This is a genomic window from Paraburkholderia sediminicola (assembly GCF_046027355.1).
GTDB classification, from domain to species: domain Bacteria; phylum Pseudomonadota; class Gammaproteobacteria; order Burkholderiales; family Burkholderiaceae; genus Paraburkholderia; species Paraburkholderia sediminicola_B.
This window is the reverse complement of the sequence record NZ_JAQQEK010000018.1, coordinates 26,907-41,480: the sequence shown is the minus strand read 5'-3', so window position 1 is coordinate 41,480 and position 14,574 is coordinate 26,907. Positions and strand designations below refer to the sequence as shown.

Sequence of the window (14,574 nt, the reverse complement as noted above, 5' to 3'; positions counted from 1 at the left end):
CCGGCTCATGGTCAGTCATGCGGTGAGTTCGACTACTCGACCGCTCGCCCACCTAATCACGAGGACTCTGGATGAGCCGCAACCTTGCGCTGTTCGACCTGGATCACACGTTGCTGCCGCTGGATAGCGATCAGGCGTGGGCCCACTTCATTGCCGGATTGGGTATAGAAGGCGCCGCGCGGCACGCGCAGGAAATCGACGATTACTACCAGCAATATGTGGCCGGCACGCTCGACATGGCTGCTTACCTGAACTACACGCTGGCGCCGCTTGCCCGCCACTCGCGCGAGCAACTCGACACGTGGCATGCGCAGTTCATGCAGCAGGTGATTACGCCGGCCATCCTTCCGGCAGCACGTGCGCTCGTGCAACGCCATTTAGATGCGGGCGACCTGTGCTGCGTCGTCACCGCCACCAACGTGTTCATCACGGAGCCGATCGGCAAGGCGCTCGGCTTCGAGCATCTGCTGGGAATCGAGCTTGGCACCGAAGGCGGCGATCCGTTCACACGCTTTACAGGAATGGCTGTCGGCACACCGACCTTCCGCGAAGGCAAGATCACGCGCACCGAGAGCTGGCTGGCCTCGCTCGGGCATCGTCTGCAGGATTTCCCGCAGAGCTGGTTTTATAGCGATTCGATCAACGATGTGCCGTTGCTGGAGCGCGTTACGAATCCCGTTGCGACTAATCCTGATGCGCGCTTGCGTGCCATCGCCACGGAACGCGGCTGGCCAGTGATTGAGCTGTTTGCCTGAAGCCGACCCCGCTCGCGGCTCAAACTGAGCGGCAACCGCTGCGTTATACACGCCCTTTCCACGGCACGAGCCGCCGTTCCAGCGCGCGCATACCTAGATCGAAGAGCCACGCGATCAGCCCGATCAGCACGATGCCCATCACCACCACGTCGGTACGTAGAAAGCTCGACGCGTTGAGCACCATCTGACCCAGGCCTGCCGTGGCCGCAACCATTTCGGCGGCGACCAGCGTGGTCCAGCCGAAGCCGATCGCGATACGCAGGCCGGTCAGAATCTCCGGCAACGCCGCCGGCAAAACCACGTGCCGCACGATCTGCGAGAAGCGGCCGCCCAGCGAATACGCCGCATGAATCTGCTCGATGGTCGCGCTGCGTACACCGGCGCGCGCGGCCATGGCAATCGGCGCAAAGCAGGCCAGATAGATCACGACGATCTTCGCCGTTTCGTCGATGCCGAACCAGATCACCACCAGCGGCAGATAAGCGAGCGGCGGCAGCGGTCGATAGAACTCGAGCGGCGGATCGAGAAGACCGCGCGCGACCCGGCTCACACCCATCAGAATACCGACAGGCACGGCCGTGATCGCGGCCAGCGCAAACGCGCCGAACACACGCAACGCGCTCCACGCGAGATGCTCGGAGAGCGGCAAACCGCCTTGGATGCGGCCGTGCCACGCGTCGAGAAATGCGGTCCATACCGCTTCGGGTGTCGGCAGAAATAGCGGTGGCAGCCAGTGCAGATGCGTGGCAAGCCACCACAACGCCGCGAGCGTCGCGACTGAAAACGCGCTGAGCGCCGCGGTCGGCCCTTCGCCCGGCAAACGCCAACCGCGCACAGCCCGCGTTGTGCGTTGTGTCCGCTTGCCGGTCTGGGCGAGCGGCACGTTGCGCAATGATTCACGCGAAGCCGTCACGACACCACCTCTTCCTGATTGCGCTCATGCAGCCGATGCACCAGCCGCTCGCGCCATTCGATGAAATCCGCCGACGACTTCACCGCGCGCGCATCGCGTGTCTGTAGAAAACGCCGCGCGAACGGCAAGTCGTAGCTATCCGCGATGCGGCCCGGGCCCGGCGTCATGACAACGAGACGGGTCGCAAGAAAAAGCGCCTCCTCGACGCTATGCGTGATGAAGAACACCGTCTTGCGCGTGCGGCCCCAGACATCGAGTACGAGTTCCTGCATCGACTCGCGCGTCATGGCGTCGAGCGCGCCCATCGGTTCGTCCATCAGCAGCACTTGCGGATCGCTGGCGAGTGCGCGGGCGATACCCACGCGCTGCTGCATGCCGCCCGACAACGCATAGACCCGCGAGCGCGCATGCTTCTCGAGTCCGACGAGCTTCAGCATCTCGCGTGCAATGCGCTCGCGCTCCGCCTTCGGCACGCGCTGAAAGCGCAAACCGAGCGCGACGTTGTCGAGCACGTCGAGCCACGGCATCAATGCGTACTTCTGGAACACGACGCCGCGGTCCGCGCCCGGTCCGAGCACGGGCTCGCCGTTCAGCCGCACCTCGCCTTCCGTTGGCGGGATGAAGCCGGCAATGCAGTTGAGCAAGGTCGTCTTGCCGCAGCCCGACGCGCCCAGCGCGACCACGAACTCGCCGGGCTCGATACGCAGATCGACATCGGCCAGCGCGACATGCGGCGCCGCGCCACGCGCGCCTTCGTAGGCGACGTGCAGTTGCCGGATTTCAAGACCGCTCATCGCCGGACCTCATGATGTCGAGAAGAGACAGCACGCGACGATCAATGCGCCGCGCGTTGCACGAACCGCGGATCGACGCCGGTCGAATAGTCGGCCAGCACGTTCTGAATCGTGCCTTGCGTCTTAAGAAACGCCGCGGTGGCGGCCAGCGACTTCGCCGCGCCCGATTGCGCGCCGCCGCCAAGCCATGCATTCGAAGCCTGCTGCGCCGGCGTCGGGAACGCGTATAACGCGAGGCTCGCCGGCACCTCCTGCGCGTTCGCGCCGGACTCCTTGGCGACCGCTTCGACCTGCGGCGACGCCGCCGTCCACGCGGACGTGTGGTCGCGGTAATTCGCGTCCGTCGCAGCCAGCACCTTCACGAAGCGCGCGACGAACTCGGCGTTCTGACTAGCGAACTTGCGATCGACGACGAAGCCGTCGAAGGTCGCCTTGCCGGTTTGCTGCGCGACCTGCCCCGAGGTGATGAGCACCTTGCCGTTCTTCTTGACCTTGGCCAGCACGGGGTCCCAGATATACGTCGCGTCGATGTCGCCGCGCTCCCACGCCGCTGCGACTTCAGGCGGACGCAGGTTGACGATCTTGACGTCGGACGGATTCACGCCGGCGCTCTGCAATGCGACCAACGTGTGAAAGTGCGACGTCGATACGAACGGCACGCCGATCTTCTTGCCCTTGAGACCGGCGACGCTCGTTACATTGGAGCCGTCGCGGGCGACCAGCGCTTCGGCGTCGTTGATATTGTCGAGAATCCAGAACAGCGAAATATCCACGCCTTGCGACAGACCCGCGGCGATCGGGCTCGAGCCGGCTTCACCGAGTTGCACCGAGCCGGAGGCGAGCGCGCGGATCACATCGGCGCCGCTGCCGAGTTTGCGGTAGATGACCTTGTAGCCGGTGGCCTTCTCCACTTCGCCGGTGGCCTGCGCGTAACGCCAGGGCACCACCATGTCCTGATACGCGATCACGACTTCTTTGGTGTCGGCGTGCGCCACGGAAGCAAATGGCGCGGACAGTGCGAGCAGCGTGGCGAACGCGGCAAGCGGACGGAGGAAGCGGTTCATCGGGAAGCCCCTTGAGCAGGTGTTGTGCGGGAGGCTTTCGACTATAGGCAGTTTGTTCGCGGCCGGTTCTAATTAATCCGCGATTGCTAATCACGCTGTTCGAGCATTGCTTTTCACGTTCGGTTGGTTAGCGGCGACTGCTGTTGCGGGCAGTCGGGCGGTTGCAGCGAATGATGGCGGATCGCGGGGCCTGTGCGCAAGCTGGCCGTTCGGCAGATTGACCTGTGATCGACAGCGGCGGGATCATCTTTGCGTTGCCAAAACTTCGCATTCCTATGATCGACTTTCTATCGCACCTTAGTTGGTTGTTCTTCAACATCGGCGTGCCAGTGTGCGCGCCCATTGCGTTGCTGCCTCTGTTGAGATTCTCGCGCTTTTACCGGCAGTCGTCGAAAGGTATCGCGATACGTTCCGTGCAGGACGGACAACTTCTGTGGGTCGTCATTTCAATGTGCACCAGCGCATGCTACGAGATCGGAAGCGCGCTGGGCGAGGCATCGACAAAAAATACGCTGGCTTTCATGCTGGCCGGATTGCTCTGGCATGTTCTGTTCATCGTCGCGGCGTCCATTCTCGTGCTGTTCGGCGCGGCCGACTCAACGCAGCACTCCGCTTATCATCGCGACGACGAGGCACCGGCAAGGAGATTGATGTGGTCATCACTCATCATGACCGTGATCGTCGCTACCTCATTCGCTTTATCTCACTATTCGTTAAGCTAACTAACTGATAATTGTCTGAGCTATACTTTTAAGCACATCTCACAGGGAGAACTTAAATGCCCAATCTGATCGATTACATCATCGAAAATCGCGAGCTGCGCCATCGCATTATCGAACTCAGTATCCCTTTTTCGATCATCAACGGAACGCTCGCCTCGATCTGCATGCTGCTCGCACGGTACTACCGGTAACTCTTCGCAGAGAAGCGCGAAGATGCGCGGTGTCGGTAATCAAAATCTGACCGCCCAAAAGAAAAAAGCCTGCAACACGCGCAGGCTTTTCTCAAACTGACAGCTAACTATGGCACTCAGACCACGCCGGCCCCATGCGCCTGCAAATCGGCGTGGTAGCTCGAACGAACCATCGCGCCCACGGCCGCGTGCGTGAAACCCATCTTGTACGCTTCTTCCTCGTACATCTTGAACGTGTCCGGATGGACGTACGAGCGCACCGGCAGATGATGTTCCGACGGCTGCAGGTACTGGCCGATCGTCAGCATGTCCACGTCGTGTTCGCGCAGGTCACGCATCACTTGCAGAATCTCTTCTTCAGTCTCGCCGAGGCCGACCATCAGACCGGACTTGGTGGCCACGTCGGGATGCAGCGCCTTGAAGTCCTTCAGCAGCTTCAACGAATGCGCGTAGTCCGAACCCGGGCGCGCTTCCTTGTACAGACGCGGCACCGTTTCCAGGTTGTGATTCATCACATCGGGCGGTGCGGCATTCAGAATGCCAAGCGCGCGATCCAAACGGCCACGGAAGTCCGGCGTCAGAATTTCGATGCGCGTCTCCGGCGAAAGCTCGCGCGTCTGACGGATACATTCCACGAAGTGGGCCGCACCGCCGTCGCGCAAATCGTCGCGGTCGACGCTGGTGATCACCACGTACTTCAGCTTCAGCGCGGCGATGGTGCGCGCGAGGTTACCCGGTTCGTCCACATCGAGCGGGTCCGGGCGGCCGTGGCCGACGTCGCAGAACGGGCAGCGGCGCGTGCACTTGTCCCCCATGATCATGAAGGTCGCGGTGCCCTTGCCAAAGCATTCGCCGATGTTCGGGCAGCTCGCTTCTTCACACACCGTATGAAGATTGTGTTCGCGCAGAATCTGCTTGATTTCGTAGAAGCGCGAATTGCCGGTTGCCGCTTTGACGCGGATCCAGTCAGGTTTCTTCAGCTTTTCGATCGGAACGATCTTGATCGGAATACGGGCGGTCTTGGCTTGCGCCTTCTGCTTCGCGGTGGCGTCATAGGCAGCGGCGGAAGCCGGCACGGCGTCAGGTGTGGGGGAAGCTGCGAGGTTCGCGGTAACGTCAGTCATTCGTTCGGTCCAGTCAGGCGGTGAGGGCACCGGCCTGTGGTTGGGCGACGGCCGCGGGACTGCCGTCGAGGTTTGCGGTGAGGCGTTCTGCAAAGGTACGGGCCACGTCGTCCCAGCCGGCGGCCACGCCAAGCGTTGCCATATCGACTGTTTCGAGCCCCGCGTAGCCACATGGATTGATGGCCAGAAACGGCCGCAAATCCATGTTCACGTTCAGGCTCACGCCGTGATAGCTGCAGCCATTGCGGATCTTCAACCCCAGCGCCGCAATCTTGGCGCCGGCGTGCAGCCCGGCGTCCGGCCCGGGCGCCACGTAGATACCGGGGGCGCCCGCCTTTCGTTCTCCGGCGAGATTATACGCCGCAAGAGTGTCGATCACGGCTTGCTCGATCCGCGTGACCAACTCGCGCACCATCAGCTTGCGGCGGCGCAAATCGAGCAGCAGGTAGGCGACCACCTGTCCGGGCCCGTGATACGTGATCTGCCCGCCCCGATCGACTTTAACCAGAGGAATGCCGCTGTCGGCGGCCAGCAGATGGGCGGGATCGCCCGCCTGGCCTAGCGTGAAGACGGGTGGGTGTTCGACCAGCCAGATTTCGTCGGGGGTGTCGGCCGTGCGCTCGTCGGTGAACGCGCGCATGGCTTCGAAACTGGCTTCGTAGGGTTCGCGGCCACGCCAGCGCAGCGTAAGCGGCGCCGTGGACGGCAAGGGAGTCGGGGAAACCGGGGTGGCGCACATGATCCCGGCAGTTTACCGAAATCTGGGAATTCCCGCCGGAGGCAGGTACATTAGGAATGTGTCGAATCGCAGCGGCGTGGCTGGCCCGGGCCGCCGCCAGAATCAGCTGGGCGGCGCGCCGTTCGGCCGAACCGGCGCGCCGCGTCGCCAAGATCAAACCGTGCGCCAGCCGCCTCGCATACGCGCCGCCAGCCGTTCGCCAATGCGCGCAAACCAGTTCAGCGCGCGCTCGTCGCAGCGCGTCGGCACGGAAAACGCCACCCTCGCCTGCCCGTTGCCCTCGGCGCTCAGCCACAGCCGTTCGCCGCGCCGCAGCCGCAGCGTATGGCCAGGCTGCAGCCAGTAATCTTCCGTGTCGTCGCTGCGCGTGACCCACACCGCACCGCCGCGAACGACCAGCTTGGTGCTGCGCGCCACCTTCAGGGGAACTGTTTCACCACTGCGGATTTCGAACGCGATGCTAGAGGAAATTTCTCGCATGATGCCCTCGCCAAAAGTCGTTTCATGACTACAATCCTAGGCGCAGCAAGGGTTTACGCAAAACGATCTATTTTCACCTCTATGTGAGAAATATTGCTATGGACCTCCGGCAATTGCCCCCACTGAACGCGATCAAGGCATTCGAGGCCGCCGCCCGTCACGAAAGCTTTTCGCGCGCTGCCGACGAGCTTTTCGTCACCCACGGCGCCGTCAGCCATCAGATCCGCGCGCTCGAGGCCGAGCTGGGCGTCTCGCTGTTCGCGCGCGACGGCAAGCGCGTGCGGCTCACCGAGACCGGCCGGCGCTACGCCACGCAAGTGCGCTCGGCGCTCATGGCACTCGCCGACGCCACCCGTGAAATCCGCGCCGGCGACCGCGAGCGGCGACTGGTGGTGTCCATGCTGTCGTCGTTTGCGGCGCGCTGGGTGACGCCGCGCGTCGGCAGCTTTATCGAGGCGCATCCGCAGTGGGATCTCGAACTGCTGTCCACCAACGCTTTAACGGATTTCGCGCGCGACGACGTCGACGTGGCAATCCGTTTCGGCTTCGGCAAATATTCGGGTCTGCATTCGGAGTTGCTGCTGGAGGAGATTTTCTTTCCCGCCTGCGCGCCGAATTTCAACGGCGGCAAGCTGCCGCAAACGCCGGCCGATCTGGCCAAAGTCCCGCTGCTGCGCTCCGACGACGAACTCTGGCGCCCCTGGTTCGACGCCGCCGGCCTCACCGACTGGCCCGAGCCGAAGCGCGGCGTGCTGTATCAGGATTCGTCGAACCTGCTGCAGGCGGCCATCGACGGCCAGGGCGTCGCGCTCACGCGCCGCTCGCTGGCCATGCACGAGATCGCGGCGGGCCGCCTCGTGCGGCTATTCGATGTGGATGGGCCGAGCCCGTGGCAGTACTACCTCATCTGCCCACCGCAGATGCTCGAGACCGCACGGGTCAGGGCGTTTCGCGACTGGGTGTTCGAGGAGGTGGGACGCTTCAAGCAGCTTTTCGACCGGGCTTGCGAGCTGAGACCCGCCGCAAGCGCCGATCTGTCGGCGGACACATTGCGCGTCACGCCGTAACACGAACCAAATGACGAGCGGGCTTTAGAGCACCACTTTGACCATCGGATGGCCGGTGAGCGCGCGATAGATATCGTCGAGCTGCTCGCGGCTCGTGGCGCGCACCGTGACCGTCAGGCCCGTATAGTTGCCACCGCTGGACGGCCGCGTTTCGATGCGCGAGGCGTCGACTTCGTTGTCGAACTGCCGCACCACCGTGACGATCGTCTCGGCGAACTCGGGATGCGATTTGCCCATGATCTTGATCGGGAAATCGCAAGGAAACTCAAACAGTGACTCGTTCACGGGACTCATTCTCTACTCCTTGCCGCGCCTCGCGCGCTTCCTGGGTCTTGGCGCGCTGGTAGGCCGCGTACAGCGCCGCGAAGACCGCACCCGGCTTGCCCTCGCCGACCGGCTGGCCGTCGAGCTGCGTGACCGGCAGCACTTCCTTGGTTGCCGAACTGACGATGATCTCGTCAGCCGCGCGCAGTTCGGCTTCGCTAATCTCACGCGCTTCGAAACGGATGCCGCATTCGCTCGTCAGTTCCTCGATCAGACCGTAGCGGATCCCTTCGAGGATCTTGTGGCTGCGAGGCGGCGCGGACAACACGCCGTCCTTCACCATCCACACATTCGACGACGATCCTTCGGTCAGCATGCCGTCGCGAAACTGGATCGTCTCGAACGCATCGTTCTCAGCGGCATATTGCGCCATCAGCACGTTGCCGAGCAGCGACACGGACTTGATGTCGCAATTGAGCCAGCGACGATCTTCCGCCGTCACGCAACGCACACCTTGCGCGCGCTGCGCCGCGTTCGGCAGGTTCAGCGGCGTAACCATCACGAACACGGTCGGCTGAATGCCGGCCGGAAACGCGTGACCGCGCTTGGCGACACCGCGCGTGACCTGAATATAGGCAATCGCGTCCTGATCGTCACGCAAAGCGCCGTCCGCCTCGTTTGCCGCGACCACCCGCTCGATCAGCGCGCGCCAGCCGGCATCGTCGAAAGGATTGACGATGCCGATCTTGTCGACCGAGCGCGCGAGCCGCGCCAGATGCTGCTGGAAGCGAAACGGCGTACGGCCGCGCGCGGCCCCAGTTGGCGCATACAACGGCGCGACTTCGTAAATGCCGTCGCCGAAAATAAAGCCGCGGTCGAGAACCGGCACGCGCGCTTCGGACAACGGCACCAACTCACCGTTCAGATAGACAATCGGATCGGACGAAACCTCGGAAACAGCGGTCATCGCAATCAGGCTCTTACTTCTTCTTGTTGAACATGAGCATCAGGGAATCCCACACGCGGCCGACCACGCCGGCTTGCGGCACAGCCTGCAACGCCACTATCGGGAACTGCGCCAGCACCTTGCCGTCGGCGACCAGCTTCGCCGTACCGACTTGCTGACCGTTCGCGATCGGTGCGATCAGCGGATCGATCTGCTCGATTTGCGGCTTCACCTTGTCGCCCATGCCCTTCGGCACGGTGATGTACTGATCGCCCTTCACGCCGATCTGCACGGTGTCCTGCGCACCCTTGTAGACGCGCGGCGTGCCCACCACCTGATTCGCCTTGTACAGACGCACCGTGTCGTACGCGGTGTAGCCGTAGTTCAGCATCTTCAGGCTGTCCTGCACGCGGTCGTGTTCCTTCGTCTCGCCCATCATGACCGAGACGAGACGGCGCGACGCGTCGGTCGCGCCCGGCAGCGAACGCTTCGCGCTCGCGATCAGGCAGTAACCGGCGGCTTGCGTGTGACCCGTCTTCAGACCGTCGACCGTCGGGTCGATCCACAGCAAGCGGTTGCGGTTCGGCTGCTTGATCTTGTTGTACGTGAAATCCTTGACCGAGAAGATGTTGTAGTAGTCAGGGAAGTCGCGAATCAGACGCGCCGACAGCACCGCGAGGTCGCCCGCGGTGGTGTAGTGCTGCGGATCGGGCATGCCGTTCACATCGGCGAAATGCGTGTTCTTCATGCCGAGGCGCTGCGCTTCCGTGTTCATCATGTTGACGAACTGCGACTCGCTGCCGCCGACCAGTTCGGCCAACGCGATCGCCGCGTCGTTACCCGACTGGACGATCATGCCGTACACCAGATCGTGCACGGTCACCGGCTTGTTCGCTTCGATGAACATGCGCGATTCGTCCGTGCGCACGCGGCGCACCGCTTCGCTCGGCATGACCGTCTGGTCCATGTTGATCTTCTTCGTCTGCAGTGCTTCGAAGACGAGGTACGCCGTCATCAGCTTGGTCAGCGACGCCGGTTCCACGCGCTCGTCGGGATTGCCCGAGGCGAGCACCTGGTTGCTGGTGGCGTCGACGAGCACCCACGAGCGCGCATTCACACCCGGCGGCGGCACTTGCGCGAACGCGGTGCTGGCGACGAGCGTGGCCGGCAGCACGACGCCGAGGGTCACGGCACGGCTAAGCGTAGAGGGAACGAAAGAAGCAATTGAGGGGAATGACGTGCGGCCGGAGGTGGAGAAACGCATAGGGTCGATTCGTGCAGAAAAATACATCGCGCGCAGGGCGCAGAGTTTGGAAGAGCCGGTCGGCGAGCGTCTGGCCGTAAAAAAACGGCGCGGCGCCCATTGGACTTCCGGCCACGCGATCGGTTCGCGCAGCACGCCCGCATCCGGCACCGCTGCGCGCGAAAAGACGCTACGCGTCGCGCGAACTGCCGGATGGGCGGCGCTGCGCCCAAAAAAGAGTCGCCATTATACGCGCGCTCTCCCGGTTACTTTGCGCAAAGGTCGGCGATTAATTTGCGTTTGTGCGTACCTGTACCCCGGAAAACACACATTGCCTGCCGATTACCGCCACGCGTCGACAATGATCCGCTTCAGCACGTGCAGCTTGCGATGCAGAAAATGCTCCGCCCCCGGAATCACGACGACCGGCAATTCCTGCGGCCTCGCCCAGTCGTAAACGGATTGAATGGGAACCGTCTCGTCGGTTTCACCGTGAATCACGAGCGTGTTGTCCGGCACGGGCGCGACGTCCCAGCGGCTCGCCGCAGTGCCGACCAGCACCATTCGCTCGATCTCTTGACCTTCTTCGCGCAACTGCGCGGCCACGTGCGACAGCACGAACGTGCCGAACGAAAAACCGGCGAGCACGAGGGGCAGATCGCTTTGACCCGGCTCAGCGCGCATGTGATCGAGCACGGCGCGCAGATCGTCGCGCTCGCCGATGCCCGCGTCATGCTCGCCTTGCGTTTCGCCGACGCCGCGAAAATTCGAGCGGTACGTCACGTAGTTCAACTGCACGAGCGTGCGCGCGAGCGTCTGCGCGACCTTGTTGTCCATCGTGCCGCCGAACAGCGGATGCGGATGCGCGACCAGCGCGATGCCGCGCGGCGCGGCGCCGTTCTCGCGCGTCTCGTCGGGCAGATCCAGCGCGACCTCGATTTTGCCGACCGGGCCGTCGATCAGATACTTCCTGGTATGTACGTTCATGGCGACGCTTATTGATCGATTTTCAGACGCTCGACAATCTTGCCGTTCGCCAGGTGCGAGTCGACGATTTCGTCGATGTCGCTCTCGTCGACGTAGGTGTACCAGATGCCTTCCGGATACACGACGACCGTCGGGCCGAGTTCGCAGCGGTCGAGGCAACCAGCCTTGTTGATGCGCACCTGGCCCGGACCTGCGAGACCGAGTTTCTTCACGCGTTTTTTCGCGTACTCCTGCATCTCCTGCGCGTTGCAGTTCGCGCAGCTCGGGCGCTCGGCGCCGGGTTCGCGCTGATTGAGACAGAAGAAGACGTGGTACTTGTAGAAGGCGTCCATGATGTCCGGGGGCGAGGCTGTCAATGTGGGGAGCGGCGCTGGAGGCACGGCGGCGCGCCTGTTGTGCGAACGATTATAACGAGCGGGGCCGGCGGTCGCTGATGCTGTCCACGCTTGCCCCACGCTCCGAGTGCGTGCTTCACGTGTGCTTCATGCGCCGTTTGAGCCACGCCTGCTCGACGACATAGGCCAGCCACACGAGCGCCGCATACGGCCAGATCCACGCGAGCCAGTGCGCCAGACCGTTGAAGTGCAGATAACGCCCTTGCCGCCAGTCGGCCAGCACGGCATCGAAGTACGGATTCACCGGCAGCAGGTTGACGAACACCAGCGCGACCGTCAGCGCGGCGCCCGCCAACGCCGCGCGCGATCGGCGCCGCAGACGCAACGTGAAGAGTGCCGCGGCGGTGCCGCATACAAGGCCGGCCAACGCGCCGGGCGTCGCCCAGTCGAACGCGAGACCGGACTGCGACTGCAGAAAAGTCGCGCCCGCCTTCACGCACAAGGTCATCGCGATAAACAGCAGCAACAGGCGCACGCGCGGCGCATGGCGGCGCACCGGCAACGACGCCAGCGCGAGCGCGGCGAACAGGTTGAGCGTGGTGAGCACAGCTTCCCACACGTCCTCGGGCATCCAGGCGGCGGCAAGCGCCGGCCATGTGCCGACGTGCCAGCCCGGCGGCGTCCACGCGAGCAAGGCGTCCTGCGTCGTCGAATCGAAACGCAGCCAGAGCGCGCGCGGCCAGTTGCCAAGACCGAACAGACGGGGCGCCGGGTACATCGTCGCGAACGGCCACGCCAGCACCAGACACGCGAGCGCCGCGCGGTCGCGCTCGAACCACAGAAGCCGCACGCGCCGCAGCAAGCCGCGATCGAGCAGCGCGCCCGTCGCCGGCGACATGATCGCCGCGCCGAGCAGCGCGCCGAGCGCATTGGCGGCGAGATCGAGGTTGGAGGCGACACGCGTCGGCAGATAGGTCTGCACGGCTTCCATCACGCCGGACAGCAGCCCGCCGAGCACGAAGGCGAACGCGACCGCCAGCGTGCCGCGCCAGCGCGGATAGACCGCGAGCACCACGAGCGCGCCGAACGGCATATAGCCGAGCACGTTGGTGACGACGTCGAACGCCGTCAGGTACTGCGGCATGGGATCGGACAGGTAGGCAAACGGACCGAGGCCGAGCGAGCGCCAGCCCGTAAACGGATACCACGAACCGTAGACGATCAACGCGGTATACAGCACCAGCGCCTGCCGGGCGAGCACCGACGGACGGCGCGCCCAGGGTTTTACGCTCATGCAGCGCTCCGGTGTGTGCGCTGCATGCTGGTCATTGCGCGGCGACCAGCGCCTGCACGCCGAGCCATGCGCCGATCTGCGCGACCAGTTCGTCGCTGGCGGTGGCGAGCGCCTGCGCGCCGCCGGCGGCGTCCGCCGAACTGGACGGCGCGCGCGCGATGAACGTGCGCTGGCTGAGCACCTTGCCGTTCTGCGTGAGGGTGGCGCGCGCGGTGACCGCGGCGTGACTTTGGGACTGGCTGTCGAAGACCTGCTCGAACTCGCTCAGATCGACTTTCAGCACCGGCGCGGCGATGCCGTCGGCGCCCGTCAGCACGGTGCCACGCGAACTGAGCGCGCCGCGCAGACGCTGGGTCAGCAACTGCGAAGGCGTCATGGTCCAGTGGCTGTTCGCGTACGCGGCCGTCTGCTGCGCGTCGGCATAGCTCAGGCGGTAAATCAGCTTGTCCGACTCGAGCACGTCGGGCGCGCTCACATCGAGCACCTTCACAGCCGGCGACGTGCCTGCGGACGCCGCCGGACTCGGCGGCCCGAAGTCGTAGCGGATGTCCGAGAGCGCTGCGGGCGTACCGGCGCAGCCCGCGGCGAGCACGCCGAATGCGAGCAGCACCGCCAACGCGGCGCTCGAGGACAAGAATCGGTGAATCGAGCGTGACATGACAATCTTCCTTTCTTCAAACCTTCAAAATCATTGAGCAGCACGGGCGGCGGGCCACTTGAAGCCTGCTTCGCCGGGGCCGGGCGCCGCACCCGGCGCGCCGAACAGCACGCTGCGGGGGCTGGTGCTGAACGTATCAGCGGCACGGTCCACCGAGCGGGCCGCGGAGCGCACGTCTTCAGCGAGCGAGTTGACGCGCGGCAAGGTGTCGTAGCCGACCCGCGCCGACAGTTCCTGCACTACGCCGTTGATCGACACCAGCGCGTCGCCGGCCTGCTGCGCGGCCGTGCCGACCTTGTTCAGGTTGGTCTCGAACGGGCCGTTCGGCCGGTTCAGGCTGGTGATCAGCTGATTGGTCGACGCCAGCGTGCGGTCCAGCTGGTCGATCGTGCCGGGCAGCTTGCCGGCGGCCGGCGTCATTTTCTGGGTCAGCGTGGCCACGCCATCCGCGGCCTTTTGCAGGCTTGCAGCCGTGCCTTGCAACTGCGCGGCCATTTCCGGCGACAGCAAATTGTCGACGTCGTCCGTGACTTTTTCGAGTTTGCGCAGCAACACGTCGCCGCGTTGCTGCAGTTGATCGAGCAAGCCGGGGCGCATCGGCAACTGCGCCACCTGTTTGGCCGACGACGGCAGTGGCGACGGGTCGCGCCCATTGTCATCCAGCTGGATGAAGGCAATGCCCGTCACGCCCTGGAAACCCAGGCTGCCGAACGTCGAATGGGTAATCGGCGCGTGCGTATCGACGAGGATGCGGATCAGAATCTGCCCCGGATGAGCCGGGTCGAATTTGATCGACTGCACCTTGCCGACGTCGAGCCCGCGATAACGCACCGCCGCGTCGGTAAACAGGCCGGTCACGTTGGTGCGCGCAATCAGATCGTACGGCACCCGCACGGCACGGTCGACATTGAACAAAAAAGCCGCCAGCGCGATGGCCACCAGCAAAACGATCGTGAAGAGCCCGGCCCAGAAGGCATGTGATTTGTTTTCCATTGTCA

18 protein-coding genes are annotated in these 14,574 nt (G+C 64.0%); 4 read left to right on the top strand and 14 right to left on the bottom strand.

The genetic code is table 11. The annotated features are described in order from the left end of the window. Positions 1 to 71 precede the first annotated feature (71 nt). Positions 72 to 755 (top strand): histidinol-phosphatase, encoded by a 684-nt coding sequence (locus PQR42_RS27315; RefSeq protein ID WP_408213408.1) that lies wholly within the window; start codon positions 72 to 74, stop codon positions 753 to 755. A gap of 43 nt (positions 756 to 798) precedes the next feature. Here the strand turns inward: PQR42_RS27315 and PQR42_RS27310 are convergent, their stop codons facing one another. Genes PQR42_RS27310 through tauA form a run of 3 tightly spaced genes read right to left on the bottom strand, consistent with a single transcriptional unit; the run spans position 799 to position 3,526 of the window. Beyond that, complete coding sequence (locus tag PQR42_RS27310; protein WP_408388964.1) at positions 799 to 1,668, bottom strand: ABC transporter permease subunit; 870 nt, start codon at positions 1,666 to 1,668, stop codon at positions 799 to 801. Next, on the bottom strand, positions 1,665 to 2,462 hold the full coding sequence (locus tag PQR42_RS27305) for a taurine ABC transporter ATP-binding protein (protein ID WP_408388966.1): 798 nt from the start codon (positions 2,460 to 2,462) through the stop codon (positions 1,665 to 1,667). Before PQR42_RS27305 ends, PQR42_RS27310 begins: the two co-directional genes overlap by 4 nt. Positions 2,463 to 2,503: 41 nt before the next feature. Then, positions 2,504 to 3,526 carry a taurine ABC transporter substrate-binding protein gene (gene tauA / locus PQR42_RS27300; RefSeq protein ID WP_408388968.1) on the bottom strand — a complete coding sequence of 341 codons (1,023 nt, stop codon included), beginning with the start codon at positions 3,524 to 3,526 and terminating at the stop codon, positions 2,504 to 2,506. Between the two features lie 224 nt (positions 3,527 to 3,750). Between tauA and PQR42_RS27295 the strand changes: the two genes are divergently transcribed. Further along, positions 3,751 to 4,248 (top strand): hypothetical protein, encoded by a 498-nt coding sequence (locus tag PQR42_RS27295; protein WP_408494012.1) that lies wholly within the window; start codon positions 3,751 to 3,753, stop codon positions 4,246 to 4,248. A gap of 56 nt (positions 4,249 to 4,304) precedes the next feature. Then, complete coding sequence (locus PQR42_RS27290; RefSeq protein ID WP_408213421.1) at positions 4,305 to 4,439, top strand: hypothetical protein; 135 nt, start codon at positions 4,305 to 4,307, stop codon at positions 4,437 to 4,439. A 116-nt stretch (positions 4,440 to 4,555) separates the two neighbouring features. On the opposite strand, the gene lipA is transcribed toward PQR42_RS27290, so the two are convergent. The 3 genes from lipA to PQR42_RS27275 all read right to left on the bottom strand — a co-directional run bounded on the left by lipA (position 4,556) and on the right by PQR42_RS27275 (position 6,782). Further along, positions 4,556 to 5,563, bottom strand: a complete 1,008-nt coding sequence (lipA, locus tag PQR42_RS27285) for a lipoyl synthase (RefSeq protein WP_408213423.1) — start codon at positions 5,561 to 5,563, stop codon at positions 4,556 to 4,558. 13 nt (positions 5,564 to 5,576) lie between these two features. After that, entirely contained in the window at positions 5,577 to 6,302 is a 726-nt protein-coding gene (lipB, locus tag PQR42_RS27280; protein WP_408213426.1) for a lipoyl(octanoyl) transferase LipB, read from the bottom strand. Between the two features lie 153 nt (positions 6,303 to 6,455). After that, positions 6,456 to 6,782: a DUF2917 domain-containing protein gene (locus tag PQR42_RS27275; protein ID WP_132376228.1), complete on the bottom strand. Its 327-nt coding sequence runs from the start codon at positions 6,780 to 6,782 to the stop codon at positions 6,456 to 6,458. A gap of 98 nt (positions 6,783 to 6,880) precedes the next feature. Here PQR42_RS27275 and PQR42_RS27270 point away from each other — a divergent pair, with 98 nt between their 5' ends. After that, the gene (locus PQR42_RS27270; protein WP_408388970.1) at positions 6,881 to 7,849 is read left to right on the top strand and encodes a transcriptional regulator GcvA; all 969 of its coding nucleotides are present in this window, start codon (positions 6,881 to 6,883) and stop codon (positions 7,847 to 7,849) included. 24 nt (positions 7,850 to 7,873) lie between these two features. On the opposite strand, the gene PQR42_RS27265 is transcribed toward PQR42_RS27270, so the two are convergent. The 8 genes from PQR42_RS27265 to PQR42_RS27230 form a co-directional block, all read right to left on the bottom strand. Further along, a complete protein-coding gene (locus PQR42_RS27265; protein WP_132376230.1) occupies positions 7,874 to 8,143 on the bottom strand; it encodes a DUF493 family protein in 270 nt (89 codons plus the stop codon). Beyond that, a complete protein-coding gene (locus PQR42_RS27260) occupies positions 8,115 to 9,080 on the bottom strand; it encodes a D-amino acid aminotransferase (RefSeq protein ID WP_408494010.1) in 966 nt (321 codons plus the stop codon). The genes PQR42_RS27265 and PQR42_RS27260 overlap by 29 nt, the downstream gene beginning before the upstream one ends. Positions 9,081 to 9,093: 13 nt before the next feature. Beyond that, on the bottom strand, positions 9,094 to 10,323 hold the full coding sequence (locus PQR42_RS27255) for a D-alanyl-D-alanine carboxypeptidase family protein (protein WP_408220094.1): 1,230 nt from the start codon (positions 10,321 to 10,323) through the stop codon (positions 9,094 to 9,096). A 321-nt stretch (positions 10,324 to 10,644) separates the two neighbouring features. Next, the gene (locus tag PQR42_RS27250; RefSeq protein WP_408388974.1) at positions 10,645 to 11,289 is read right to left on the bottom strand and encodes an alpha/beta hydrolase; all 645 of its coding nucleotides are present in this window, start codon (positions 11,287 to 11,289) and stop codon (positions 10,645 to 10,647) included. Positions 11,290 to 11,297: 8 nt separating this feature from the next. Further along, positions 11,298 to 11,621 (bottom strand): (2Fe-2S) ferredoxin domain-containing protein, encoded by a 324-nt coding sequence (locus tag PQR42_RS27245; RefSeq protein WP_408494008.1) that lies wholly within the window; start codon positions 11,619 to 11,621, stop codon positions 11,298 to 11,300. A 139-nt stretch (positions 11,622 to 11,760) separates the two neighbouring features. Continuing rightward, positions 11,761 to 12,918 (bottom strand): VanZ family protein, encoded by a 1,158-nt coding sequence (locus tag PQR42_RS27240; RefSeq protein ID WP_408388978.1) that lies wholly within the window; start codon positions 12,916 to 12,918, stop codon positions 11,761 to 11,763. Positions 12,919 to 12,949: 31 nt separating this feature from the next. Then, positions 12,950 to 13,576, bottom strand: coding sequence for an ABC-type transport auxiliary lipoprotein family protein (locus PQR42_RS27235; RefSeq protein ID WP_408388980.1), 627 nt, complete (start codon positions 13,574 to 13,576; stop codon positions 12,950 to 12,952). Positions 13,577 to 13,606: 30 nt separating this feature from the next. After that, complete coding sequence (locus PQR42_RS27230) at positions 13,607 to 14,569, bottom strand: MlaD family protein (protein WP_408220081.1); 963 nt, start codon at positions 14,567 to 14,569, stop codon at positions 13,607 to 13,609. Between the last annotated feature and the right edge of the window lie 5 nt (positions 14,570 to 14,574).

Excerpts from the sequence above, each read along its gene's own strand:
- PQR42_RS27315 (WP_408213408.1), top strand. The coding sequence starts at position 72 with ATGAGCCGCAACCTTGCGCTGTTCGACCTGGATCACACGTTGCTGCCG.
- PQR42_RS27305 (WP_408388966.1), bottom strand. The coding sequence starts at position 2,462 with ATGAGCGGTCTTGAAATCCGGCAACTGCACGTCGCCTACGAAGGCGCG.
- tauA (WP_408388968.1), bottom strand. The coding sequence starts at position 3,526 with ATGAACCGCTTCCTCCGTCCGCTTGCCGCGTTCGCCACGCTGCTCGCA.
- PQR42_RS27290 (WP_408213421.1), top strand. The coding sequence starts at position 4,305 with ATGCCCAATCTGATCGATTACATCATCGAAAATCGCGAGCTGCGCCAT.
- lipA (WP_408213423.1), bottom strand. The coding sequence starts at position 5,563 with ATGACTGACGTTACCGCGAACCTCGCAGCTTCCCCCACACCTGACGCC.
- lipB (WP_408213426.1), bottom strand. The coding sequence starts at position 6,302 with ATGTGCGCCACCCCGGTTTCCCCGACTCCCTTGCCGTCCACGGCGCCG.
- PQR42_RS27275 (WP_132376228.1), bottom strand. The coding sequence starts at position 6,782 with ATGCGAGAAATTTCCTCTAGCATCGCGTTCGAAATCCGCAGTGGTGAA.
- PQR42_RS27270 (WP_408388970.1), top strand. The coding sequence starts at position 6,881 with ATGGACCTCCGGCAATTGCCCCCACTGAACGCGATCAAGGCATTCGAG.
- PQR42_RS27265 (WP_132376230.1), bottom strand. The coding sequence starts at position 8,143 with ATGAGTCCCGTGAACGAGTCACTGTTTGAGTTTCCTTGCGATTTCCCG.
- PQR42_RS27260 (WP_408494010.1), bottom strand. The coding sequence starts at position 9,080 with ATGACCGCTGTTTCCGAGGTTTCGTCCGATCCGATTGTCTATCTGAAC.
- PQR42_RS27255 (WP_408220094.1), bottom strand. The coding sequence starts at position 10,323 with ATGCGTTTCTCCACCTCCGGCCGCACGTCATTCCCCTCAATTGCTTCT.
- PQR42_RS27250 (WP_408388974.1), bottom strand. The coding sequence starts at position 11,289 with ATGAACGTACATACCAGGAAGTATCTGATCGACGGCCCGGTCGGCAAA.
- PQR42_RS27245 (WP_408494008.1), bottom strand. The coding sequence starts at position 11,621 with ATGGACGCCTTCTACAAGTACCACGTCTTCTTCTGTCTCAATCAGCGC.
- PQR42_RS27240 (WP_408388978.1), bottom strand. The coding sequence starts at position 12,918 with ATGAGCGTAAAACCCTGGGCGCGCCGTCCGTCGGTGCTCGCCCGGCAG.
- PQR42_RS27235 (WP_408388980.1), bottom strand. The coding sequence starts at position 13,576 with ATGTCACGCTCGATTCACCGATTCTTGTCCTCGAGCGCCGCGTTGGCG.
- PQR42_RS27230 (WP_408220081.1), bottom strand. The coding sequence starts at position 14,569 with ATGGAAAACAAATCACATGCCTTCTGGGCCGGGCTCTTCACGATCGTT.